At 72.0% G+C, this 22,474-nt stretch carries 15 protein-coding genes and 2 tRNA genes; 11 read left to right on the top strand and 6 right to left on the bottom strand.

The window, feature by feature from the left end:
• Window positions 1-136 precede the first annotated feature (136 nt).
• Window positions 137-1,186 carry a multicopper oxidase domain-containing protein gene (locus ACWGIH_RS00695; RefSeq protein WP_453443994.1) on the top strand — a complete coding sequence of 350 codons (1,050 nt, stop codon included), beginning with the start codon at window positions 137-139 and terminating at the stop codon, window positions 1,184-1,186.
• A 282-nt stretch (window positions 1,187-1,468) separates the two neighbouring features.
• On the opposite strand, the gene ACWGIH_RS00690 is transcribed toward ACWGIH_RS00695, so the two are convergent.
• Complete coding sequence (locus ACWGIH_RS00690; protein ID WP_453443996.1) at window positions 1,469-2,437, bottom strand: hypothetical protein; 969 nt, start codon at window positions 2,435-2,437, stop codon at window positions 1,469-1,471.
• Window positions 2,438-2,587: 150 nt separating this feature from the next.
• On the opposite strand from ACWGIH_RS00690, the gene ACWGIH_RS00685 reads away from it, so the two are divergent.
• From ACWGIH_RS00685 to ACWGIH_RS00675, 3 genes are all read left to right on the top strand, one after another.
• Window positions 2,588-4,258: a GMC family oxidoreductase gene (locus ACWGIH_RS00685; RefSeq protein WP_453443998.1), complete on the top strand. Its 1,671-nt coding sequence runs from the start codon at window positions 2,588-2,590 to the stop codon at window positions 4,256-4,258.
• 83 nt (window positions 4,259-4,341) lie between these two features.
• On the top strand, window positions 4,342-5,361 hold the full coding sequence (locus ACWGIH_RS00680) for a LacI family DNA-binding transcriptional regulator (RefSeq protein ID WP_453444000.1): 1,020 nt from the start codon (window positions 4,342-4,344) through the stop codon (window positions 5,359-5,361).
• Between the two features lie 671 nt (window positions 5,362-6,032).
• A complete protein-coding gene (locus ACWGIH_RS00675) occupies window positions 6,033-6,284 on the top strand; it encodes a chaplin (protein WP_453444002.1) in 252 nt (83 codons plus the stop codon).
• A gap of 120 nt (window positions 6,285-6,404) precedes the next feature.
• Here the strand turns inward: ACWGIH_RS00675 and ACWGIH_RS00670 are convergent, their stop codons facing one another.
• On the bottom strand, window positions 6,405-7,631 hold the full coding sequence (locus ACWGIH_RS00670; RefSeq protein ID WP_453444004.1) for a glycoside hydrolase family 64 protein: 1,227 nt from the start codon (window positions 7,629-7,631) through the stop codon (window positions 6,405-6,407).
• Window positions 7,632-7,854: 223 nt separating this feature from the next.
• On the opposite strand from ACWGIH_RS00670, the gene ACWGIH_RS00665 reads away from it, so the two are divergent.
• Both ACWGIH_RS00665 and ACWGIH_RS00660 read left to right on the top strand, forming a co-directional pair.
• Window positions 7,855-8,649: a VOC family protein gene (locus tag ACWGIH_RS00665; RefSeq protein WP_453444006.1), complete on the top strand. Its 795-nt coding sequence runs from the start codon at window positions 7,855-7,857 to the stop codon at window positions 8,647-8,649.
• 226 nt (window positions 8,650-8,875) lie between these two features.
• The gene (locus tag ACWGIH_RS00660) at window positions 8,876-9,115 is read left to right on the top strand and encodes a WhiB family transcriptional regulator (RefSeq protein WP_363314455.1); all 240 of its coding nucleotides are present in this window, start codon (window positions 8,876-8,878) and stop codon (window positions 9,113-9,115) included.
• Window positions 9,116-9,185: 70 nt separating this feature from the next.
• On the opposite strand, the gene ACWGIH_RS00655 is transcribed toward ACWGIH_RS00660, so the two are convergent.
• Window positions 9,186-11,657: a hypothetical protein gene (locus ACWGIH_RS00655; protein WP_453444009.1), complete on the bottom strand. Its 2,472-nt coding sequence runs from the start codon at window positions 11,655-11,657 to the stop codon at window positions 9,186-9,188.
• A 128-nt stretch (window positions 11,658-11,785) separates the two neighbouring features.
• On the opposite strand from ACWGIH_RS00655, the gene ACWGIH_RS00650 reads away from it, so the two are divergent.
• From ACWGIH_RS00650 to ACWGIH_RS00630, 5 genes are all read left to right on the top strand, one after another.
• Window positions 11,786-11,857: transfer RNA gene (locus ACWGIH_RS00650), tRNA-Ala, on the top strand.
• Between the two features lie 30 nt (window positions 11,858-11,887).
• Complete coding sequence (locus ACWGIH_RS00645) at window positions 11,888-13,363, top strand: SDR family NAD(P)-dependent oxidoreductase (RefSeq protein ID WP_453444011.1); 1,476 nt, start codon at window positions 11,888-11,890, stop codon at window positions 13,361-13,363.
• Window positions 13,357-14,553, top strand: a complete 1,197-nt coding sequence (locus tag ACWGIH_RS00640; protein ID WP_453444013.1) for a ribonuclease inhibitor — start codon at window positions 13,357-13,359, stop codon at window positions 14,551-14,553. The genes ACWGIH_RS00645 and ACWGIH_RS00640 overlap by 7 nt, the downstream gene beginning before the upstream one ends.
• Window positions 14,554-14,629: 76 nt before the next feature.
• A tRNA-Trp gene (locus ACWGIH_RS00635) sits at window positions 14,630-14,702 on the top strand.
• Window positions 14,703-14,754: 52 nt separating this feature from the next.
• Entirely contained in the window at window positions 14,755-18,108 is a 3,354-nt protein-coding gene (locus ACWGIH_RS00630; protein ID WP_453444015.1) for a hypothetical protein, read from the top strand.
• Window positions 18,109-18,175: 67 nt separating this feature from the next.
• On the opposite strand, the gene ACWGIH_RS00625 is transcribed toward ACWGIH_RS00630, so the two are convergent.
• The 3 genes from ACWGIH_RS00625 to ACWGIH_RS00615 form a co-directional block, all read right to left on the bottom strand.
• On the bottom strand, window positions 18,176-19,147 hold the full coding sequence (locus ACWGIH_RS00625) for an acyl-ACP desaturase (RefSeq protein ID WP_453444017.1): 972 nt from the start codon (window positions 19,145-19,147) through the stop codon (window positions 18,176-18,178).
• Window positions 19,148-19,330: 183 nt separating this feature from the next.
• Window positions 19,331-20,107 carry a dimethylargininase gene (gene ddaH, locus ACWGIH_RS00620; protein WP_453444019.1) on the bottom strand — a complete coding sequence of 259 codons (777 nt, stop codon included), beginning with the start codon at window positions 20,105-20,107 and terminating at the stop codon, window positions 19,331-19,333.
• A gap of 75 nt (window positions 20,108-20,182) precedes the next feature.
• Complete coding sequence (locus tag ACWGIH_RS00615; RefSeq protein WP_453444021.1) at window positions 20,183-22,474, bottom strand: ATP-binding cassette domain-containing protein; 2,292 nt, start codon at window positions 22,472-22,474, stop codon at window positions 20,183-20,185.

Below are 22,474 nucleotides of genomic sequence, written 5' to 3'. Positions count from 1 at the left end.
CGCGCCAATAGGTACGGACGGAATACCGCGAACTTTGTCCTGCGTGTGGATAAACGAAGATCCCCCCGATACCGTGTGGCCGTCTCGGGGCCCACCTGCGCCCCGTCAGTCTCCGTACCGCAGTGGGGAGTTCGGCATGGACCGACGCAGCTTCAACCGGCGGATGCTCGTGGGCGGCGTGGCCGCGACAGCCGGTGTGACATCGTTGTCGCTGGCCGCCGCGCCCGAGGCGAGCACGGCCGAAGGGCCGAAGACCGCCCCCGCGGGCGGCGAGGTGCGCCGCATCAAGATGTACGCCGAGAAGCTGCCGGACGGGCAGATGGGGTACGGCCTGGAGAAGGGCAAGGCGTCCATCCCCGGCCCGCTCATCGAGCTGAACGAGGGCGACACCCTGCACATCGAGTTCGAGAACACGATGGACGTCGACGCCAGCCTGCACGTGCACGGCATGGACTACGAGATCTCCAGCGACGGCACCAGACACACCAAGAGCCATGTCGAGCCGGGCGGCAAGCGCACCTACACCTGGCGCACCCACGCCCCGGGCCGCCGCAAGGACGGCACCTGGCGGCCGGGCACGGCGGGCTACTGGCACTACCACGACCACGTCGTCGGCACCGATCACGGGACGGGCGGCGTGCGCAAGGGGCTCTACGGCGCGCTGGTCGTGCGCCGCAAGGGCGATCTGCTGCCGGACAAGACGTTCACGATCGTCTTCAACGACATGACGATCAACAACAAGGCGGGCCACGACAGCCCCAACTTCGAGGCCACGGTGGGTGATCGGGTCGAGTTCATCTCGATCACGCACGGCGAGTACTACCACACGTTCCACGTCCACGGTCACCGCTGGGCGGACAACCGCACGGGCCTGCTGACCGGCCCCGACGACCCGAGCCAGGTCCTCGACGACAAGATCACTGGGCCGGGCGACTCCTTCGGCTTCCAGGTCATCGCGGGTGAGGGGGTGGGAGCGGGCGCCTGGATGTACCACTGCCATGTGCAGAGCCACTCCGACATGGGGATGGCGGGGTACTTCTTGGTGAAGAAGGCGGACGGCACCATCCCGGACTACGAGCCGCATCACCCTTCGGCAGCGAAGAAGTCCGGCGGGTCGGGCGACTCCGGCAAGTCGGGTGACTCCGGCGAGGCCAAGTCCGGCGCGTCCGGGCATGATCACGGCTAGAGGTCGCGCAGGGCCTTGATGAGGGAGTCGTGACCTGGGGGCCTTGGGACCGTGGCCCCGGCGCCTCCTGGTCCGCCCAGCCCGAGTCGCGCAGGGCTTCCAGGCGTTCGACGAGCGTCTTGCGGGTTGTACTGCATCCATCGCAGCGCGGTCGCGGCGTGACGGCGGACCACCATCTCCGGGTCATTCTCCAGAAGATCGACGAGCCCCTCCACGGCCCGGCCCTCCGCGCCAGAGCCCGGCGCGAACGGGTCGAGACCCTCGGCGGCGGCGGCCGGAGCGTCACACGCCGAGCGTGCCGATGTCGAGCACGGTCCACTCGGTGTACGGCTCCTCCTGCACGTAGATCCGCGGGCCACGGCTGACGGTCCTGCAGGGCCCGAGCGTGCCTCCGTCGGGTGCGACAAGGCGTCCGGAGCCGTACAGCCGGACCTCCTCGTGTCGCAGCTCGGCGTGCACGAGGCGGTCACGCTCGCCGTCGTACCCGCCGAAGAACGTCACCCGGCCGTGGTGCACGGCGAGCGCGGTGGCTCCCGCACGGTCGTTCGCGCGCTGCCGGACCGCGCTGCCGGGGCGGACCTCCAGGAGGGAGAAGTCGTCGTAGGCGCAGACCCAGACGGAGTCCTCGGCCACGTTGAGGGCGTAGCAGTCGTAGATCTGGCTCGCGCCCTCCGCCGCCTCGTACGCCCACACGGGCTCGCCCTCGGCACTCCAGCAGCGCAGGCCCGGATGGCTGAGCTCGTCGTCCCCGAAGACCCCTTCGTCGAAGTAGCCGACCCAGAGCCGCCCGGCCCGATCGGACAGGAGGGTCTCGATGCCGTCCCCGACGCGGAAGGCCCAGGACTCCCGGCCGAGCGCGTCGAAGATCTGCACGTGCTGCTCGGACCGGCGGCTGCGCGCGTCGGCCACGACGAAGCCGCCGTCGGGCAGCGCGTCGACCTGCGGGAAGCGTGCCCGCAGCGCGCTGAGTTCCGTCGCGTGGTCCCTGCCGTCGGTGTCGACGGTGACGACCACCGCGTCGTACGGCTTCATCGCGCCACGTCCGGGGCCCGGCGCCCGCGGGGTGAGCAGCCAGTGGGCCTGTCCGAAGGCGTCGACGGTGCTGTGCGCGATGTGGCGCTCGTGAAAGCGGCGGGGCAGTCGTGCGTACGGGGTGAGCGGCGTGTCCTGAGTACGGGGCAGAGAGCCGGTTCGAGCGCGCTCAGCGGTCGGCCGGGTGCTGGGTCCGGTGTCGCCCTTTCTGTTCGTCATGTGGAGATCGTGTAGGACCGGCCGATCCTCGCGCCATCCCTTTACCCAGAGGTCCACCTTGGGTGTACTCCTTGTACGCGTCATCCATGCGCAGCACCCGTACGTCCCCTGTGCGCATCCCCTCGTGAACTGCCATTCAAGGGAGTCGAGTTGAGCAAGGACAGCGTGTACGACTACGTCATCGTCGGTGCCGGTTCCGCGGGATGCGTCCTCGCCGCGCGGCTCTCCGAGGACCCCGCGGTGCGGGTGGCGCTCGTCGAGTCGGGGCCACGCGACCGGAAGCCCGAGATCCGCATCCCCGCGGCTTTCCCGAAGCTGTTCAAGACGCCCTACGACTGGGACTACTCCACCGTGAAGCAGCCCGCGCTGGACGGCCGCGAACTGTACTGGCCGCGCGGTCACACGCTGGGCGGCTCGTCCTCGATGAACGCCATGATGTGGGTGCGCGGCCACCGCGACGACTACGACGCCTGGGGCGAGGCGGCGGGGCCCGAGTGGTCCTACGACGCGTTGGAACCGTACTTCCGGCGAGCGGAGCGATGGACGGGCGGCTCCGGTGGGACGGGCGGCTCCCGCGGAACCGGCGGCTCCCGAGGAACAGGTGGCTCCCGCGGGGCGGGTCGCTCCGGCGTGGCGGGCGCCGGCAGCGTGTACGGCAGTGACGGGCCGCTCTGGATCTCACCGCCCCGCGCCGTCAATCCGACCACCGGCGCGTTCCTCGACGCCTGCCGCGACGCGGGCCTGCGCGAGCTGACGGAGCTGAACGAGCCGGACCACAGCGGCTTCGCGCTCACCCCGGTCAACCAGCGCCGCGGGCGCCGGTGGAGTGCCGCGGACGGCTACCTGAAACCGGCCAGGCGGCGCCGCAACCTGGACGTCCTGACCGAAGCGCGGGTCCGCAGGCTGGAGTTCGACGGGACGCGCGTGGCCGGGGTCATCGCCGACGGCGTCCCCGGGAAACTGATAGCCCGCCGCGAGGTGCTGCTGTGCGCGGGCGCGATCGGCTCCCCGCAGCTTCTCCAGGCCTCCGGCGTCGGCGACCCGGACGACCTCGCGAAGGCGGGCATCGAACCACGCATCGAGTCCCGTGGGGTGGGCCGCAACCTCCAGGACCATCTCGCCTACGCGGTCACCATGCGCTGCCCGGAGCCCGTCACGCTGACCGGCGCGGACTCCCTCGCCAATGTCGGCCGCTTCCTGCTCGGCGGGCACGGCCCGCTCACGTCGAACGTCGGCGAGGCCGTCGCCTTCATCAAGACGCGGCCGGAACTGACCGCCCCCGACATCGAGTTGGTCTACGCCCCCGTCCCCTTCGTCCAGCACGGCCTGACCCCGCCCACCGAACACGGCGTCACGATCGGTGTCGTGCTGCTCCAGCCGGAGAGCACGGGCCGGATCACGCCGAGGGGCCCGGGCGTCGGCAACGCGCCGCTCATCGACCCCGGATATCTGTCGGCCGAGGCCGACATCCGCACGCTCGTCGCCGGGGTGCGCCGCGCCGAGGAACTGCTCGCGGGACCCGCCCTCGGCCCGTACACGTCGGGGCCGCTGGCGCCGCATCCGGGCACGGTCGACGACGCGACGCTCGCCCGGACGATCCGCGGGGCCTCCGAGACCCTCTACCACCCGGTCGGCACCTGCCGGATGGGCCTCGACGACGCCTCCGTCACCGACCCGGCGCTACGGGTGCGGGGCACGTCGGCGCTGCGGGTCGTGGACGCCTCGGTCATGCCGCGGATCACGCGCGGGCACACGCACGCACCCACGGTGGCGCTCGCGGAGAAGGCGGCCGAGCTGATCAGGGCGGACGCGCGCGGGTGACGAGAGCGGGGGACATCTCCCCGCCCCGCCCGCCGGTCGTATCCTGACCGGCGCACCAGCCAGCCGCCCCCGAGGAGCCCCACGTGACCGAGCCGTCGAGCGCCGCCCCGCGCCCCACCCTGGAGGCCGTGGCCGCCCGAGCCGGAGTCTCGCGGGCCACGGTGTCCCGTGTCGTCAACGGCGACACGGGCGTACGTGAGGTGCTGGCCGAGAAGGTCAGGCAGGCGGTCGACGAACTCGGCTACGTCCCGAACCGCGCCGCCCGCAGTCTGGTGACCCGTCGGCATGACGCGGTCGCCGTGGTGATCGCCGAGCCGGAGACCCGGGTCTTCGCCGACCCCTTCTTCGCGCTGCAACTCCGGGGCATCAGCAAGGAGTTGACGTCGCGTGACGTCCAGTTGGTGCTGCTGCTCACGGAGGGGCGGGACGATCACGAGCGGGTCGGCCGCTACCTGGCCGGCGGCCATGTGGACGGCGCCCTCGTCTTCTCCCTGCACCTGGACGATCCGCTGCCCGGCATCATCCAGGGCGCGGGGGTTCCTACGGTCTTCGGCGGCCGACCCGGGTGGCCGGACGGGACGGTGACGACTCCGTACGTCGACTGCGACAACCGCGGCGGGGCGAGGGAGGCGGTCCGCCACCTCGTCTCGCTGGGACGCACCCGGATCGCGCACATCACCGGCGCGCTCGACCAGACATCGGCCGTGGACCGCCTCGACGGCTTCCGCGACGTGTTGCCGGAGGCGGGGGAGAGGCTCGTCGCGCACGGCGATTTCACCCCGGCGGGAGGTGAGCGGGCGATGCGTGAGCTCTTGGACCGGGTCCCCGACGTGGACGCGGTCTTCGCCGCAAACGACCTGACGGCGTCGGGAGCGCTGCGGGTGCTCCGGGAGCGGGGGAGGCGGGTGCCGGAGGACGTCGCGGTGGTGGGCTTCGACGACATGCTGGCGGTGGCCGAACAGATGGACCCACCGCTGACGACGGTGCGCCAGGACATCGAGGAGATGGGCCGCCTCATGGCCCGCATGCTGCTGACACGCGGCGACCTGCCCCCGGAAAGCGTGGTCCTGCCGACAAAGCTGATCCGAAGGACGTCGGCGTAGGCACGTCGCGGGGGCTCCGGGGGGGGCTTCACTCCGCTGGCCTCGCTGGCCGGCTGTCCCGCTGTCTCGCTGGTCCGCTGTCCGGCTGGCCCGCTGTCTCGCTGCCCCGTCGACCTGCTGCCCCGCTGTCCGGCTGGCCCGCTGTCTCGCTGCCCCGTCGACCTGCTGCCCCGCTGTCCGGCTGGCCCGTCCACTCGCTGGCCGGCTGGCCCGCCGACCCGCCGACCCGCCGACCCGCCGACCGGCTGGCCGGCTGGCTCGCTGACCGGTTGTCCCGTCGACCCGTTGACTGGCTGCCCCGCTGTCCCGTTGACCGGCTGTCCCGCCGACCCGCCGACCCGCCGCCCCGCTGACCGGCTGTCCCGCCGACCCGCCGACCCGCCGCCCCGCTGTCCCGTTGACCGGCTAGCCCGCTGACCGGCTGTGCCGCGACCCTCTGACCCGCCGACCCTCTGACCCGCCGACCCTCTGATCCGCTGGCCCTCTGCCCCCCTGATCCCCTGCCCCGCCGCCCCCGCGAGCCCACCCCCCCTCCCTGTAGCCCAGGCCCGCAAGCCCCTCCGTCCCACGAACGAGTGCCCTCGTTCCCCCGCACGGTCCACCCGCGTTTTTGTCGCGTCGTGGCCGGGTGAGGCTCGCTTCAGCACTTCCACTCATCCGGAGGTAACACCATGCGCAAGTGCGCGATCCTGGCAGCAGCGGCCTTCGCCGCGGTCACCGTCATCGGCGGTGCCGGTACGGCCGCCGCCGCCGACCCCGGCCCCGGCTCCGGCGCCTACGCCGAGGGCTCGGCCCATAACTCGCCGGGCGTCCTCAGCGGCAACGTCCTCCAGGTTCCCGTGGACGTTCCGGTCAACGCCTGCGGCAACTCGCTGAACGTCGTCGGTCTGCTCAACCCGGCCGCCGGCAACAACTGCAAGTAGGTCTCCGGACCGGCGGGCGATCCCTGCCGGACGGCACGCCGCCCCGTCGCGACCAGTGCGCGACGGGGCGGCGTATGCGTGGGGGGTGGGCCCGCCGGGGCGGCGGTGGGGGTGCAGATGTCAGGAGCCGACGCTCACCGTGAACCGGCGCGGGTTGCCGTCGTGCGCTGCCCCGGACACATCGGGCTCGCCGTCCGGACGGACGTCGTCGTAGGGGAACGCGTAGCCGATGGGCGAGTTCGCGTGGACCACACGGGCCCAGTGGTTGGTCACGTCCCCCTTGTAGTAGTCGCCCGCGCCGGCCCCGTTCGGCTGCTCCGGGTGCGACAGCATGATGCTGCGGTTGAAGCCCGCCGCGAGCCGGGCGAGCAGGCCCTTCTTGTCGTCGGAGTCCCCGGGGTTGTTGGTGAAGGGCCCGTGGTTGCAGGTGAAGATGTCCTTCGACGTCGGCTTCGGGAAGGTGTGCCCGCCGTTGAACGTCAGCGTGTCGCCGCTCACGCGGCCCGTGAACACGCCACGGCCGCCCTGGAGGTCGATCTTCAGGTCGGTGCTGCGGTACTTCTCCCACGCTTGGTCGATGTAGCTGTTCCACACGTCCCGGAACGGCATCTCGGCGGGGCGGTCGAAGAAGGGCGCCATGAGGTTCTGCGGCGAGATGACCCGGAGCACGTCCCCGCCGTCCCCGCGGATCACCAGATCACCCCAGGGCTGCCCGTCCTTCTCGCCCTGGGCCACGAGGTCGGCGGCTATCTTGTCGACGGCGCCGTCCGGCAGCGGAGCCACCGTGTGCGTGCCGTCGCCCTCCAGGGTCAGGCCGATGGGCAGGGCCGTGACGAGATCCACGTAGCTGATGTTGGCGTACAACTGCGAACTGTTGAAGGTGAATTCGCAGAACGACCAGGTGCGCCCGTAGTTGGCGTCCTCCTTGGTGGCGAAGGCGGGCTCGACCAGCGAAGGGCCCGGGTTCAGGAAGAAGTCCAGCTTGTCGTCGCGCACGAAGTAGACGCGCGCGCCGTACATCTGAGGCAGCGTCAGTACTTTCGGCGCCGAGCCCGCCGCGCCCAGCGGGATCGCGCAGTCGACCGGCAGCGGAGTCTGTGGGGCCGACGGCGAGTCGGCCCGGTAGACGCCCCCGTCCGGCTTGAGCAGGACCCAGCGGTCGGTGCCCTGCTCGTGTCCGGTGACGTAGGCGCGCACCTCACCGGGCAACGACTTGTTCTGGAGGGCGAGTTCACAGGTCGCCGGGGCTGCCTTGGCGCCGGGGCTGAGGGCGCTGCCCCAGACGGGATAGGTGAGGGCTCCGGCGGCACCGGCGGCAGTGGACAGGAACACTCGACGCGAAATCACGGAAGGTCTCCCGGGATGTGTGGGGGGATGGCATACGGCCGTGTGGGGGGTGGTGGCCGCGTGGTGCGACCACTGTCGCGGCGGCCCATTCGGTCGTCAAGAGTTGTGACTGAGAGCGCTCTCAGAATCTCGTTTCTTTCACAAGGTGGCAGAGCCCGCCCACTGTCAGTGCCGGGTGCCAGACTCAGGAGGACGGCAGAGAGATACGACAAAGGAGTCGATCATGCTCAATACCCGTTATGTCGTGGGCGCTCCCACGTGGGTGGACCTCGGCACCCCGGATCTTGAAGGCGCCCATGCCTTCTACCGCGCACTGTTCGGATGGGAGTTCCTGTCCGGCGGCCCGGAATTCGGTGGATATGGCATGTTCCAGACTGACGGCAAGACCGTGGCGGGCGCCATGACCGTTCCCGCCGACCAGGCGCCTCCGGCCTGGACGATCTATTTCAGGACGACGGACGCCGACGCGACGGTGAAGGCGGTCGAGCAGGCCGGCGGCAGCACGGTGTACGAGGCGATGGACGTAGGCGACCTGGGCCGCATGGCCGTCCTGAGCGACGCCCAGGGCGTCGGCTTCGCGGTGTGGCAGCCGGGCACGAACAAGGGCCTCGACCTGGTCGACGCCCCGAACAGCATGTGCTGGACCGAGCTCTACACCCCGGACGTCACGGCGGCCCAGGAGTTCTACGCCGCCGTGTTCGGCTGGGGCGCCACCACCCAGGCCTTCGAGGGCGGTTCGTACACGATGGTGCACCCCGCGGGCGGCACCGCGGACGACATGTTCGCCGGCCTGTGGCCGCTGTCCGCCGCCCCGGACGAGGCCGAGGCGGGACCGTACTGGACCCCGTACTTCCAGGTGACCGACATCGACGCGGTGCTCGCCCAGGTCGAGCCTGCCGGGGGCACGGTGCGGACGCCGCGCATGGACCTCGCGGGCGTCGGCAGCTTCGCCAAGCTCGCCGATCCCTCGGGGGCGCGGTTCGCGCTGATGCAGCCGGAGGCGCCGGGCGCGGGTTGAGACCACGGGTTGAGACCACGGGTTGAGAACACGGGTCGAGAACAGCGGACGGGGGGCCGAGGCAGAGTGACGTCCGATCTTCGGCCCCAACTCCGGCACATGAACGCGGGCGTGCACGTTTCGCCACCATCCACGCGGGCAAGCAGAAGGCGCCTGAAACGGCACACGGCGCGGCGTTGATCGTTCGTTGATCTGCTGTTTCGCGCGCCCTGCCAGCATCGGCCGCATGCAGATCGACATGACAGCCGAGCCGGAACTCGCCTGGCAGGAGCAGGCCCTGTGCGCCCAGACCGGATCCGAGTTCTTCTTCCCTGAACCGGGCAGCTCGGTGCGCGAGGCCAAGTACATCTGCCGGCTCTGCGAGATGCGTCCCGCGTGTCTCGAATACGCCCTGGCCCACGACGAGCGGTTCGGCGTCTGGGGCGGCCTCTCGGAGAAGGAGCGGCTCAGCCTCAGACGCACCTGACCCCTCACGGGCAGACGGCCGCGCACGCGTCAGGCGTACGCGGCCGTGCGGACCTCAGGTAGGGCGGACCTCAGGCATAGGTGACCGTGAACCTCCTCGTGCCCGCCGGAATGTGCACGTCGTCCCCCGTCACCGTCAGGCCGCGGCCGTCCGCCGTGACCGCCCGCACCGGGCCGAACCGGCACGGATAGACGTACCGCACCCGCTTCGGCGCCCGCGTGATGTCCACGGTCACCTCCCGCCCGCCCGCGTCATGGGTGAGGCGGTAGCCGAATGGCGCGCCGAACAGGTTCGGGGCGTCGTCGACGGCCACCGTGGCGCCGTCCGGCACCCAGTGGGGGCGTATGCCCGGAGCGATGTAGAGATGCGGGTCGCGGTCCTCGTCGGCCTCGAAGAAGAGGATGTCGCGGATCAGGAGCAGATACTCCGCCGCCGCCCAGCCGTGCGGGATGTCCCCCATGTACCAGTGCCGGTCGGGGACTTCGCGGTAGTCGGAGGCGATGGGGAAGGCGTGCTGCTCGTTCCACGCGCCGAGCGCCACCGCTCGCTCCTCGGTCCGCGGCAGCGACGCGCCGACGATCCAGCCGAGCAGCGCGTCCATCCGCGCCGTGTCACCGGCCAGCAGACAGGCGTGCGCCAACTGGGTCGTCAGATAGGGGCCGTACGTGTTCCAGGCCGATTCGTGGCGATACCCGCCGGTCACGAAGTGCGCGTACATCGTGTCGAGCGTCCAGCGGGCCGCCCGGTCGATGTCCTCGCCCAGCTTGCTGCCCATGTGCAGCCGCAGCGGGTGGAAGAACGCCGCCGTGCCGATCATCGTCGAGTCGAGCCGCCCGACGTCGGCGGGCCCGGTCGGGATGTACGTCTCCCACGCGCCCTGCCTGCGCTGCTCCTCGAGAACCCAGCGGATCGAGGCGGCAGTGGCGCGCTTCAAGTCGTCGAAGGCACCCCAGAGTTCGGGTACGTCGGGAGACCCGAGGCGCTCCGCGAGCCGAGCTGCCTCGTAGAGTCCCGCCAGGCCCCACAAGTCGTCCCAGTAGTGCGGTTTGTGGCGCTCGCCGAGGTGCTCGGCACTCCAGCCGCTGTGCAGCAGGCCGTTCTGGTCGCGGTTGTCCCGCAGCCATCGGGCGCCGTCGATGACGTAGGGCGAGTAGAGCTTGGCGCCGAACGCGGTGGAGCGGCCATGAGTCCGGTCGAATCGGCCGATCGCCCACAGCGCCTGGCCGTTGCTGTCCCACTCGCGGTCGTCCTTCTCGTGCGGCCCGCCGTAGAAGCCGTACTCCGCGCACGGCCCGATGCGGCCCGAGCCGCGGTTGAACTTGAGCGGGTAGTGCGTGCCCAACTGGCGCTCTGCCAGCGACGCGTCGCCGACCAGCGAGCACGCGGTGGCCTCGACGGAGGAGTCACGGATCCAGAAGGAGTCGTACACCGTCGGCCCCGGGTGGATCTCGCCGTGGTCCGAGAGGATCAGGAGCTGCGAGCGGCACTGGCGGAACTGATCGGCCAAGTGCGACACCGGCTGGGGCAGTTGTGGCTGCACACCCTGGTCGATCAGCTTGCCCGTCCAGAACACCCGGTTGGCCTCCTCCAGGTCGGCGGCGGGCGTGGCCCTGATCTCCGCCAGATCGGCGGGCCCGCTGTAGAGGTCGACAGGAAGCCGCACGTCGAGTTCGAACAGCTCGTCGTCGGTGATCCGGTAGGGCCAGGCGAACGCCGCGCTGCACAGCCCGGCGATCTGGTCCTGCGCCTGCAGGGCGCCGTTCAGCTTGCCGCCCGTGACCAGGTCGTGGAACGGATTGCGGGTCAGATAGGAGCCCGGGTCGTACGTGAAGTCCGGGTTGCCGTACACGCCGTACTGCTCGGGGGGCGTGTCGAACACCGGGCCCCAGCCCGAGTTCGTCTCCACCCGGCCCTCCTCGGGCAGATGGCGCAGGAACGTCAGGCGCCGGTCGGTGATCTGGCGGCCGTTGCGGTCATGCCGCTGGAAGCCGCTCGGCCCCGCGGGCATGACGGCCGCGCACAGCCAGCCCTCGCGCGGCTGCCCGGTCGCGCTGCCCACGGTCAGGCGGGTCACGACGAGGTCCCGCTGCCGCGGGCCGATCACCGTCCCGAAGGTGCGCTGCACGAACTCGGTGCCGTCGGCGGTGCGGAACGTCGTCAGGACCACCGGCAGATGGGGTGCCTCCATGCGCTGGCCGAGGGCCCCGGCGTCCGTCAGCTGCGGGAGCCGGACGGCGCCGGTCGACGGCGAGTAGAAGAAGAAGGACAGGCAGTACTTGTCGTAGACCGGCTCGATCTCGCCCGCCTGTCCGATCAGGGACTCCTGCCGGTGGTCCTTGACGCCCACCATGTGCCAGTAGCGGTACAGGGCGTTGGAGGCGAAGGCGGCCTCCTTGGATTCGTACGTGCCCGAGTCGAAGTCGTCGCTCCAGCGCCGGAAGGCCGCCTGGGCCCACCACGGAACGGGGTAGGGCACCTGAGCCCGTCCCGTCCAGCCGCGCCACATGACCTCGTAGAACATCCATTCATGGGTCTGTGCCATGGGTTCCACCCCCTTGCCCACCGTTGCACCGGGGCGGGCGGTCGTAAATCGGTTCGGCACGGGGGTCTTGTGCGGTTACGATCCGGGAGCGCGGGCGGACCGAACACTCCTGGTCCGCGCGTGTGCGGGGTCCTGTAGAGCAGAGGCAGACTCACCGCCATGGCATGGCGGATACGCCGGTTCGAATCCGGTCGGGACCACGAGCGGACGGCACGGGCGGGGCGGGACGGATGAGTGGGAGCGGCGGGACCGGCGAGGTGATCAGCGAGGCCGACCTCGCGGTCTTCCACGACGTGGTCGGCAGGCTCCGCGCGCTGCCGGTCGACGACCCCGCGCGGCTGCGCGCCGAGCAGGTCGCCGCGTCCTTTGCCCGCGACGGGCGATTGCGCAGGCGCAAGGCGCGCGGAGCCGAACTGTCCGCTGCCGACGCGGCCGTGATGGCCGCCACCGCGACCGGGGCCGACGACCGCCGTGAGGACGCGCCGTTGGTCGCCGATGAGGCTGCGGGTGACGTGGGCGCTGCCGCAGGCGTCGCGGGTGTCTTCCGGCGGCCCCGGCCCTGTTATGTCTGCAAGGCGTCGTATCGACAGGTCGACTCCTTCTACCACCGGCTCTGCCCCGACTGCGCCGCCCACAATCGGGCCCGGCGCGGGCTCGCCACCGATCTGAGCGGGCGTCGTGCGCTGCTCACCGGTGGCCGTGTGAAGATCGGCTTCCAGTTGGCCCTGATGATGCTGCGCGACGGCGTGGAACTCCTGGTCACCAGCCGCTTCCCGCACGACACGCAGCGGCGCTTCCGTGCCGTGCCGGGCAGCGAGAAGTGGCTCGACCGACTCACCGTGCTCGCCGTCGACCTGCGTGATCCGCGTCAAGTGCTCGGCTTGTGCGATGAGTTGCGGCAGGAGGGCGAACCGCTGGACATCCTGGTCAACAACGCGGCGCAGACGGTGCGCAGGCCGCCCGAGTCATACGCGGCGCTCACCGCGGGGGAGTCGGCACGACTGCCCGCCGGGGCCCGTGGCGCGCCCGGATTCAGCCCGATGGCCCTCCAGGAGGGCTCCGCCGCGACGCGGGGCGCGCTCGCCCTCGTCCTGAGCGAGGCGGACGCCCTGAGTGAGTCCGGCGTCCTGAGCGGGGCGGACGCCCTGGGCGAGACCGGCCTCCCGATCGGGACCATCGCCCTGCGCGCGGCCGACGAGGCGGGCCTGCTGCGCGATCCCTCGCCGGAGAACTCCTGGTCGGCCCGGCTCGGTGACCTGGACCCGGCCGAGGTCCTGGAGACCCAGCTGGTCAACGCGCTGGCCCCCGCCCTGCTCTGCGACCGGTTGCTGCCCCTGCTGCTCGCCTCGCCGCGCCCCCTGACGTACATCGTCAACGTCACCGCGGTCGAGGGCCGCTTCGCGGTGCGCAACAAGACGGCCGGGCATCCGCACACGAACATGGCCAAGGCCGCCCTGAACATGCTCACACGCACGAGCGCCGCCGAACTCGCCGAACACGGCGTGCACATGTGCGCCGTCGACACCGGCTGGATCACCGACGAGAACCCGGCACCGAAGAAGGACCGCATCGCCGGCGCGGGCTTCCGCACGCCCCTCGACGTGGTGGACGGCGCGGCCCGTATCTACGACCCGATCGTGCGCGGCGAGGCGGGCGCGCCGGTCTCGGGAGTCTTCCTCAAGGACTACCGGGAGGCGGCGTGGTGAACGACCCCGGCGAGGCACCACGGTTCGCCGGAGTGCCCCGCGTCGAGCCCCGCCACATCGCCGAACTGGCGCCGCTCATCGCCTGGTTGCGAGAGGGCAGGACGGCGAGCGAGCGTCTCGACTTCGCGGCCGGTACGGCGCTTCCGGACGGGCGGCTCGACCTGTGCAAGCAGTCGATCGGAGCGAAGGGCGCCGCGCTGGTCGCCGAGGCGCTACGAGCCGATCGCTCCGAAAAGGGTTACCCCGTACGGCACTTGCTGCTCGGCACGGACGGCCTGGGCGACGACGGAGCGGCCGTCGCGGCGGCGGCCGCGACCGGTGAGGCGGGCCCCACCGGCGTCGAGACGCTCTACCTGGGCTGCAACGGCATCACCGCCGGTGGCGCCTGCCGCATCGCGGACCAGCTGCGGGCCTCGCCGCAGGTCGTGACCGGACTCTGGCTCAAACGCAATCCGCTGGGCCCGGGCGCGGGAACGGCCGCGACCGAACTGATTGAATCCGTACGCACGTTGCGCACCCTCGACCTCGTCCAGACCGGCCTGGACGCGGCCGGTACGGCGGTCCTCGCCGACGCCCTGCTCGCGGCGGCCGGTGCTGGGCGGGGTGTCGAGCGGGTCTTCCTGGGCGGCAACCCGCTCGGGCCGTCGGGAGCGGCCGCGCTGGCCGAGCTGATCACGCGGGGCGGAGTGCGTGAACTGTACGTATCGGCGGCGGGGTTGGGCGACGAGGGAGCGTTCCTGATCGCGGAGGCGCTGGAGCGCGCGGAGCCGCGAGGGCTCGACCGCCTGAGTCTCGCCGGCAACGGCATCGGCCCGCGGGCCGCCGCCCGCCTCGTCGCGGCCTCCGTGACCGCCGGGGTGCGGCTGCTCGACCTCGGCCGGGTGCGTGCCGCGGGGACGCTCGGGGCCGCGGACAACCACATCGACGACACGGCGGCCGGAGCCATCGCGGAAAGCCTCGCCGCGGTCGAACACCGCATGGCGCACCTGGTGCTCAGCCACACCGGCCTGCGCAGTCGCGAGGCCCACCGCCTGCTCGACACCGCGGCGCACGCGCACACGAACACCCGGTTCGTCCTCGGCCAGGGCATCGCGGCGAGCATCAAACGCCGTCTCGCCGCCCTCAGCGCACACATCCCGGCACCGGCGACTCCACAGGACGTGGCGGCGGTACGCAGCGTTCACCGTTGAGCCCGCGAGGCGGCCCCCCTCACAACCCCGATTCCCCATCCCCCGGACCGCACCGGGGATACGATTCACCTCAAGGCGGGGCGTAGCGCAGGGGCTGTCGCGCCGGTCTCCAAAACCGGAACACGCTGGTTCGATTCCAGCCGCCCCGCCCCCTTCGCCATTCGCTGTCCCCGAGCCGGTCCCGCCGGGCAGAATCCGCGCATGGCCCCGCACGAGAAGACCGCCGCCCAATATCTGCTCTCCGACCTCGACCCCCTGCCCCATCCGCGGCGGGTGCGGGAGATCGCCGACAGCGCCCGGGACTTCGCGGGGCGCGGGGCGCTGCGGTCCGTCATCGAGGAGCTCGAGCGCGGCGGCCCGTACGAACGCGGGGTGGCGGTCCTGCTGGCCTGTGCCGGTGGCGACGCCGAGTGGACCGGGGCGCGGATCGTCGACCCCGACCCCTTCGTCCGGGGGCACGCGCTGCGGGTCGCGGAGAGCCACGGGGTGCCGGACGCCGCTTTCGAGGCCGCGCTCGACGACGCCCCCGAAGTGGTACGGAGGCAGTTGCTGCGGGCGATCGTCGCCGGGCGCCGCACCGCGCTCGCCGATCGCGTCATCGGCCCGCTGCGCCGGCACTGGGGTGACGCCGAGGCGGCCGGACTGCTCCCCGGTTGCTCGGGCCCCGTGGTCGAACGGCTGCTGCCCGGGCTGTTCCACGCCGTACGGGGCTGGCGCTCGCTGGCCCGACGGCACGCGGGAGCCCTGCTCGACGTCGCGGGACGTGAACTGGACGCGCTGCCCGAAGCGCTGCGGGACGCGTGGTGGCAGCGGTACGCGGCGGCCGTCGCGGCCGTCACGGAGGCAGAACCGACCCGGGTGCTCGACCTGCTGGAACGGTACGCGCCCAGCGTGTTCCCCCGGCAACTCCGCCCGCGTCTGGGTGTGTTGGCCGACGCCGCGCCGGGTCGTGTCCTCGCGATCCTCTCCGGGCCCTGGGGGTGGACGCTGCGGCGCAGTGGTGCGCTCACCGCCCCCGTGCTGCGCAAGCTCGCCCGCTCCGGCGCGCCCGAACTCCACACCTACACCCGAACCGTCGCCGACGACTCCGCCGACCTCGCCCGGCTGATGCTCGCCCACCCGCCCGCCGAACGGGCCGCGGTCCACGCGCGCGCCGTCGAGGGGCGCGGCGCGGGGAGCGTCACCGTCGACGGGGCCATCCTCGGCGCCCTGCCCCGCAGCGCCGTGGCCGAGGAGGCGCGACGGATGGCGGCACGGGCCGAGCGGCACGGCGAACACTGGAGCGCGGTACTGCTCGCCGAGTCCTTCCTGCCCTGTGCCGAGGTGCGCGACCGGCTCGTGGCGGCCACCCGGCGACCCGCGGCCGACGACCGCGCGCAGGCCTGGCCGCTGCTCGTCCGCAATGCCGCCCGCTCCGGCGACACCGACCAAGTCACCGCCGCGCTCAGCGAGATGACCAGGCTCGCGAACGAACAGGACCCCGTCCGGGCCGCCGCCCTGACCGCGCTCGCCGAGACCCGCCCCGCCCTCTTCGGGGCCGACGCCGAACCGTTCCTCGACCGGATCTCGGCCGACGCCGTCGCCGCCCGCGACTCCTCGCACGCCACCCGCGGCAGCCTCAGCCGCCTGGCGGTCGCCGTCCTGCGGGAGCACGCGGCGGACGGGCGGCGGGAGTTGGTGAACTGGTCGCTGCGCACACTCGTCCGCATCTCCGGTAACACCGGCGGCGCCGACCTCGGACGCCTGGACCACACCCTGCGCCGCGGCCAGGAGCACGAGGTGTTCGAGGCGCTGCGGCCATGGATCGAGGCGGGCGCGGAGAAGGCCGACTACAGCCTCACCTTCGCGCTGGCCCGCGCGGTCGGCCGGCGTGCCGCGGGAATGCGGGAACTGCAGGAACTCCTCTGGCAGGCCATCCGCTTCGGCGGCAACGCCACGGTGTCGAGAGCGGTCGACCTGTGGTTGCGGCCGCCGGCGACCCGTGACGAACGCGTCGCCCGCGTCCTGGCGCACGAGCAGTCGACCGGTGTACTCACCCCGGTCCACACCGTGCTGTGCTCCCGCCGCACGGACCTGCTCGACCCACTCCTTTCCGCCACGCCGCCCTACGGGCGGTTCCTGACCAAGGGCGCGGCCTGGACCGTGCCGGCCGGCGCCCGGGAGATGCGCCGCTGGCTGCCGCGTCAACAAGAAGCGCTGGCACGGCAGTTGGAGCAAGCAGCCGGTGACACGGGGCTCCGGAAGTGGGACCGCGCGGCGGCGATCGCGTGCGGCGCCCGCATCCCCGGCGCGGGGGAGGAGCTCGTACACCGCTGGACCGGATCGTCCGACACCGTGCTCGCCGAGGCGGCCATCGGCGCCCTCGCCCACACCGCGCGGCCCGGGGGCGCGCTGCCCGACCTGCTCGCGTACGCGGGTGGCGAGCGGGCGCGGGTCGCGATGTACGCGGCGACGCGGGCGTCGCGGCACCTCGCGCCGTCCCGGCTCGCGGTGCTGTTGCGCGACGTGCTGTGCGGGCCCGGCAAAAAGGTCACGAGTCGCAAGGAGGCCGCGCGTCTCGCCGCCGTACGGCTGCCCGCGCCGGAGGCGGCGGCGCTGCTCGGTGACGCCTGGGAGAGGCCGGACGCCCATCGGTACGTACGCGCGGCGTGCGTCGCCTTCGCGGGCGGGCTGCTCGGCGAGGAGCGGGTGTGGGAGCTCCTGAGGGACGCGGCCGGAGGGGAGGCGGCGCTGCGAACGGCGGTGCTCCGGGTCCGGCCGCTCGACCTGGCGCAGGAGCATCGGGAGCGGTACGCGCGCCTGGTGCACGAGGCGGTCGGGGCCGATGACGACGAGGCGGCGGGCCGGGCGCTGGCCGCCCTGGCGCGGTGGGCCCCGTGGTCGCCGGACGCGGCCTCGGTCCTCGCGCACGCGACCGCGGACCTCGGCCGGCGGGTCACCTGGCAGGTGGCCGCGCGGGGGCTCGTGACGGCGGCGGCGACCGCGCCCCGAGGCACCGAGGCGTTGTGCGGCGCCCTCGCGGCGCTGGCGGGCCTTGATGTGCCCGAGTCACCGGACCGGGATCTGCCCGCGCGGCGGCGGATCGAATACGTGGCCCGGACGCTGGCCGACGAGGGTGAGGTGTACCGGACCGCGGCCCTGCGGGCGGCCGAGCTGCTCGCCGGGTACGGGGATTTCGTGCCGCAGGCCGCCGAGGTGCTCGCCGGCGCCGTGGCGCTGGACGCTGAGCCCGCGGAGGTGGCGGCCACGCTGTCGCGACTGGCCCGGCTGCACGAGGGGCGGCCCGCGCTCGCCGTGCGGACGGCGTCGACGCTGGGCGCGCGCCTCTCCGACACGGAGCTGTCGGGCGAGGTGGCTCCGCTCCTCGCGGTGGCCCGCGGCCTTGCCGGGGACGGCAGCCACGCGTCCGGCCTCTTCGCGGTGGCGGCGGTGGAATCCTGCGGGGAGCGGGACGGCTGGGCGGCCCCGTGGCGTGACCTGCTGGCGTCACTGCGGGCCCACGGGGTCCCGGACGTACGGGACGCCGCGCTGGCGGTGTGCACGTCGTACGAGTGACCGCGGGGCGATCAGGTGGGTGGGCGGGAAAAAACCCGCCCACCCGGCAGCCCGCGGGCCAGGGGGCCTACTTGCCCCGAGCCGCCATTCGCGCCTTGCGGGCGGCGAGCTTCTCGTCGAACTTGGAGGCCTCGGTGTCCAGGCCGTTCATGTACAGGCCGAGCTCTTCCTGCGCCTTGAGACCCTCGGGGCCGAGCCCGTCGATCTCCAGGACCTTCAGGTAGCGCAGGACGGGCTGGATCACGTCGTCGTGGTGGATGCGCATGTTGTAGATCTCGCCGATCGCCATCTGGGCGGCGGCGCGCTCGAAGCCGGGCATGCCGTGGCCGGGCATCCGGAAGTTGACCACGACGTCACGCACGGACTGCATCGTCAGGTCGGGGGCGAGCTCGAAGGCCGCGCCCAGGAGGTTGCGGTAGAAGACCATGTGGAGGTTCTCGTCGGTGGCGATGCGCGCCAGCATGCGGTCGCAGACCGGGTCGCCCGACTGGTGGCCGGTGTTGCGGTGCGAGACGCGGGTCGCGAGCTCCTGGAAGGCCACGTACGCGACCGAGTGCAGCATCGAGTGCCGGTTGTCGGACTCGAAGCCCTCGGCCATGTGCGCCATGCGGAACTGCTCGAGCTTGTCCGGGTCCACGGCGCGCGAGGCCAGGAGGTAGTCGCGCATCACGATGCCGTGGCGGCCCTCCTCGGCGGTCCAGCGGTGCACCCAGGTGCCCCAGGCGCCGTCGCGGCCGAAGAGGGAGGCGATCTCGTGGTGGTAGCTGGGCAGGTTGTCCTCGGTCAGGAGGTTGACGACGAGGGCGATCTTGCCGATGTCCGTCACCTTGGACTGCTCGGGCTCCCAGGCCTCGCCGTCCTCGAAGTAACCGGGGAAGTTCCGGGCGTCGGAGAACGGGACGTACTCGTGCGGCATCCAGTCCTTCGCCACCTTCAGGTGGCGGTTGAGCTCCTTCTCGACCACTTCTTCCAGGGCGAACAGCAACCGGGCATCGGTCCAGTCGTCCGTGCTGCCGAGATGAGGAGAGGTGATCGTCACGGGGGCTCCAGGGGGGACGGGAGATTTTTTACGGATTACGTGCGTAGGGGTTACGCGGTAGCACGAGCGGGTGCTACCTACCTACGGTCTCGTAGGTTACGTTGCCGTAGGTTAAGCCCTCCGTAAAGTGGCTGAGACAGAGGGGCCCAGGAGTCCCTCGTGCCCCGCCCGCCCCAGGACTGCTCAGGCGTACAGCTCCCTGAGGCGCACTGAGAGGCATGTCACACAGCCTTCAAGCTTCTCGAACTCGCTGATATCGACCACCACCGGTTCGAAACCGAGGTCCGCGAGCAGCTCCGCGCTCTTCGGCGCACTCGCCGCGAGCAGCAGTTTCGCGCCACCGAGCAGCACCACGTGGGCCCCGGACTCCTCCGGCACGGGCAGGAAGCGCGGGAAGAGCGAGGGGGAGTCCACAAGGGGCGGATGGCCGATGACCGTGCCGTCCGGCAGCGCCGTCACCGCCGACTTCAGATGCAGGACCTTGCTGACGGGTACGGCCACGACCCGCGCCCCGAGCGGCTCGAAGACCGCCCGCAGCTGCCGCACCCCTGCGGCGTTCGTGCGCCCGCCACGCCCCACGTAGATCGTGTCGCCGACCTTGAGGATGTCGCCGCCGTCCAGCGTGCCCGGCTCCCACACCCAGTTCACGGAGGCGCCGAGCCGGGCCACGGCCTCCTCCACGGCGGCCGTCTCCGCCCGCCGCGACTCGGCGCCGGGGCGGGCGATCAGCGCCACGTTGCGGAAGACGACGACCGTGTCCTCGACGAAGACCGCGTCCGGGCAGTCGTCGGCCGGTTCCACCTCGACCGTCTCCCAGCCGTGCGCCCGCAGCGCGTCGGCGTAGGCCTCCCACTGTTCGAGGGCGAGCCCCACATCGACCGGGGTCCGCTCGACATGGGTGACCAGGCCTTCGGCGAGGCGCGGTCCTGGCCGGCGGATCAGCGCTTTCCTGCTGGGCACGGGATGCTCTCCGTAGGGGTGGAACGGCGGGGGCGCCCCCGTCCGGTGAGCGCCGGGCCGGGGTCTTTCCGCACATCATGCAGCGTGCGAGGGGTCCAGGCCCAGGGCTCGTCGCAGATGATCGGCGGTGAACGATCCGGCCGCGTCGACGAGCTGTCCCGGCGTCCCCTCGAAGACGATCCGGCCGCCGTGCTTGCCGCCGTCGGGGCCGAGGTCGATCACCCAGTCCGCGTGCTTGACGACCTCCAGGTTGTGCTCGACGACCAGCACGGTGTTCCCCGCGTCCACGAGCCGGTCCAGGAGGGCGAGCAGACCGTCCACGTCCGCCATGTGCAGACCGGTCGTCGGCTCGTCGAGGACGTACGTCGTGCCGGTGCGGTGCAGCTGCGTGGCGAGCTTGATGCGCTGCCGCTCACCGCCCGACAGGGTGCTCAGCGGCTGCCCGAGCGTCAGGTAGGTGAGCCCCACGTCGTGCAGGGCCCGCAGCCTGCGCCGCATCGCCGTGTCGTCGACGGCGGCGAGGAAGTCGAGGGCGCGCTCGGCCGTCATGTCGAGGACGTCGGCGATGGAGCTGCCGCCGACGGTCAGCCGGAGCACCTCCTCCTTGAAGCGCCGCCCCTCGCACGCCTCGCAGGTCGTCGTCACCGGATCCATGAAGGCCAGGTCGCTGTAGATGATCCCGCGGCCCTGGCAACTCCCGCACGCGCCAGCCGAGTTGAAGCTGAAGAGCGCGGCCTCCCGGCCGGTCTCGCGCGCGAACAGCTTGCGCAGCGAGTCCATGATCCCGAGGTACGTCGCCGGGGTCGACCGGCCGGAGATGCCGATGCCCGACTGGTCGACGACCACGGCGTCCGGGTGCTCGGCGACGAACGCCCGCGACACCAGGGTGCTCTTGCCCGACCCCGCGACGCCCGTCACCGCCGTGAGCACCCCCGTCGGCACGCACACGCTGACGTCCTTGAGGTTGTGCAGATCGGCGCCCTTGACCCACCGTCCGCCGATCGCCTCGCGCGGGCTCGCCTTGACACCCGTCGAGCGCCGCAGGTGCCGGCCCGTGAGCGTGTCGGCGCGGCGCAGCTCCTGCGGTGTCCCCTCGAAGACGACCAGACCACCGCCCGTGCCCGCCGCGGGGCCCATGTCGACGACGTGGTCGGCGACGGCGATCACGTCCGGGTCGTGCTCGACGACCAGGACGGTGTTCCCCTTGTCGCGCAGGCGCAGCAGCAGGTCGTTGAGCCGCCCCACGTCACGCGGGTGCAGGCCGACGCTCGGCTCGTCGAAGATGTACGTCATGCCGGTCAGGCTGGAGCCGAGGTGCCGCACCGTCTTCAGGCGCTGTCCCTCGCCGCCGGAGAGCGTGGACGTCTCGCGGCCGAGGCTGAGGTAGCCGAGGCCGATCGCCTCGATCCGTTCGAGCGCCGCCACGGCCGCCGACGCGACGGGTCCCGCCACCGGGTCGTCGATGCGCGCGAGCGCGGGGATGAGGTCGGTGACCTCCATGCGCGAGCAGTCGGCGATGCTCAGGCCGTCGATACGGGTCGCGAGCGCCGCCGCGTTGAGCCGTGCCCCCGCGCAGAGGTCGCATTCACCCTCGACGAGGAAGCGCTGCACGAGGTCGCGCGTCTTCTGGGAGAGCGTCGACAGGTCGCGGTTGAGGTAGAGCCGCTCGAAGCGGTCCGCGAGCCCTTCGTAGTCGATGTCCCGCGCGCCGCCGGTGTTGTCGACGTTGACCTTGCGGCCCTGCTTGCCGCCGCGCATCAGGAACTCCCGCTCCCGCGCGCCGAATCGGCCCACCGGCTTGTGTGTGTCCAGGTCGGGGGTGTTGGTGTACGTCTGGCCCTGCCAGGTCCCCGCGGCGAACGGCGGGAAGAGGATCGCGCCGTCCGCCAGGGACTTGGCAGGGTCCAGGATGCGGTCGTAGTCGGGCCGCACGGTCTTGCCCAGGCCGTGGCACCGGGGGCACATGCCCGACGGGTCGTTGAACGAGTACGCGGTGGCCGGACCCGCACTCGGTGTGCCGTGCCGCGAGAACAGCACGCGCATCACCGAGTAGATGTCCGTCATCGTGCCCACGGTGGAGCGCGAGTGGCCGCCGATCGGCCGCTGGTCGACGACGATCGCGGGCGAGAGCTCCTCGATGGTCTCCGCGTGCGGCCGCTCGTACTTCGGCAGCCGGTTGCGGACGAACCACGTGAAGGTCTCGTTCAGCTGGCGCTGCGACTCGACCGCGATCGTGTCGAACACGACCGACGACTTCCCCGATCCCGACACGCCGGTGAACACCGTGAGCCGACCCTTCGGAATGCGCAGGTCCACCTCCTTGAGGTTGTTCTCCCGGGCTCCTGTGATGGTGATGAACTGGTGCAT

The organism is Streptomyces sp. NPDC054872, assembly GCF_053610705.1.
This window is presented reverse-complemented; position numbering and strand designations above follow the sequence as displayed.

What these genes read in the sequence shown, in the direction of transcription:
- ACWGIH_RS00695 (WP_453443994.1), top strand. Translation starts at nt 137, where the DNA reads ATGGACCGACGCAGCTTCAACCGGCGGATGCTCGTGGGCGGCGTGGCC.
- ACWGIH_RS00690 (WP_453443996.1), bottom strand. Translation starts at nt 2,437, where the DNA reads ATGACGAACAGAAAGGGCGACACCGGACCCAGCACCCGGCCGACCGCT.
- ACWGIH_RS00675 (WP_453444002.1), top strand. Translation starts at nt 6,033, where the DNA reads ATGCGCAAGTGCGCGATCCTGGCAGCAGCGGCCTTCGCCGCGGTCACC.
- ACWGIH_RS00665 (WP_453444006.1), top strand. Translation starts at nt 7,855, where the DNA reads ATGCTCAATACCCGTTATGTCGTGGGCGCTCCCACGTGGGTGGACCTC.
- ACWGIH_RS00660 (WP_363314455.1), top strand. Translation starts at nt 8,876, where the DNA reads ATGCAGATCGACATGACAGCCGAGCCGGAACTCGCCTGGCAGGAGCAG.
- ACWGIH_RS00655 (WP_453444009.1), bottom strand. Translation starts at nt 11,657, where the DNA reads ATGGCACAGACCCATGAATGGATGTTCTACGAGGTCATGTGGCGCGGC.
- ACWGIH_RS00645 (WP_453444011.1), top strand. Translation starts at nt 11,888, where the DNA reads ATGAGTGGGAGCGGCGGGACCGGCGAGGTGATCAGCGAGGCCGACCTC.
- ACWGIH_RS00630 (WP_453444015.1), top strand. Translation starts at nt 14,755, where the DNA reads ATGGCCCCGCACGAGAAGACCGCCGCCCAATATCTGCTCTCCGACCTC.
- ACWGIH_RS00615 (WP_453444021.1), bottom strand. Translation starts at nt 22,474, where the DNA reads ATGCACCAGTTCATCACCATCACAGGAGCCCGGGAGAACAACCTCAAG.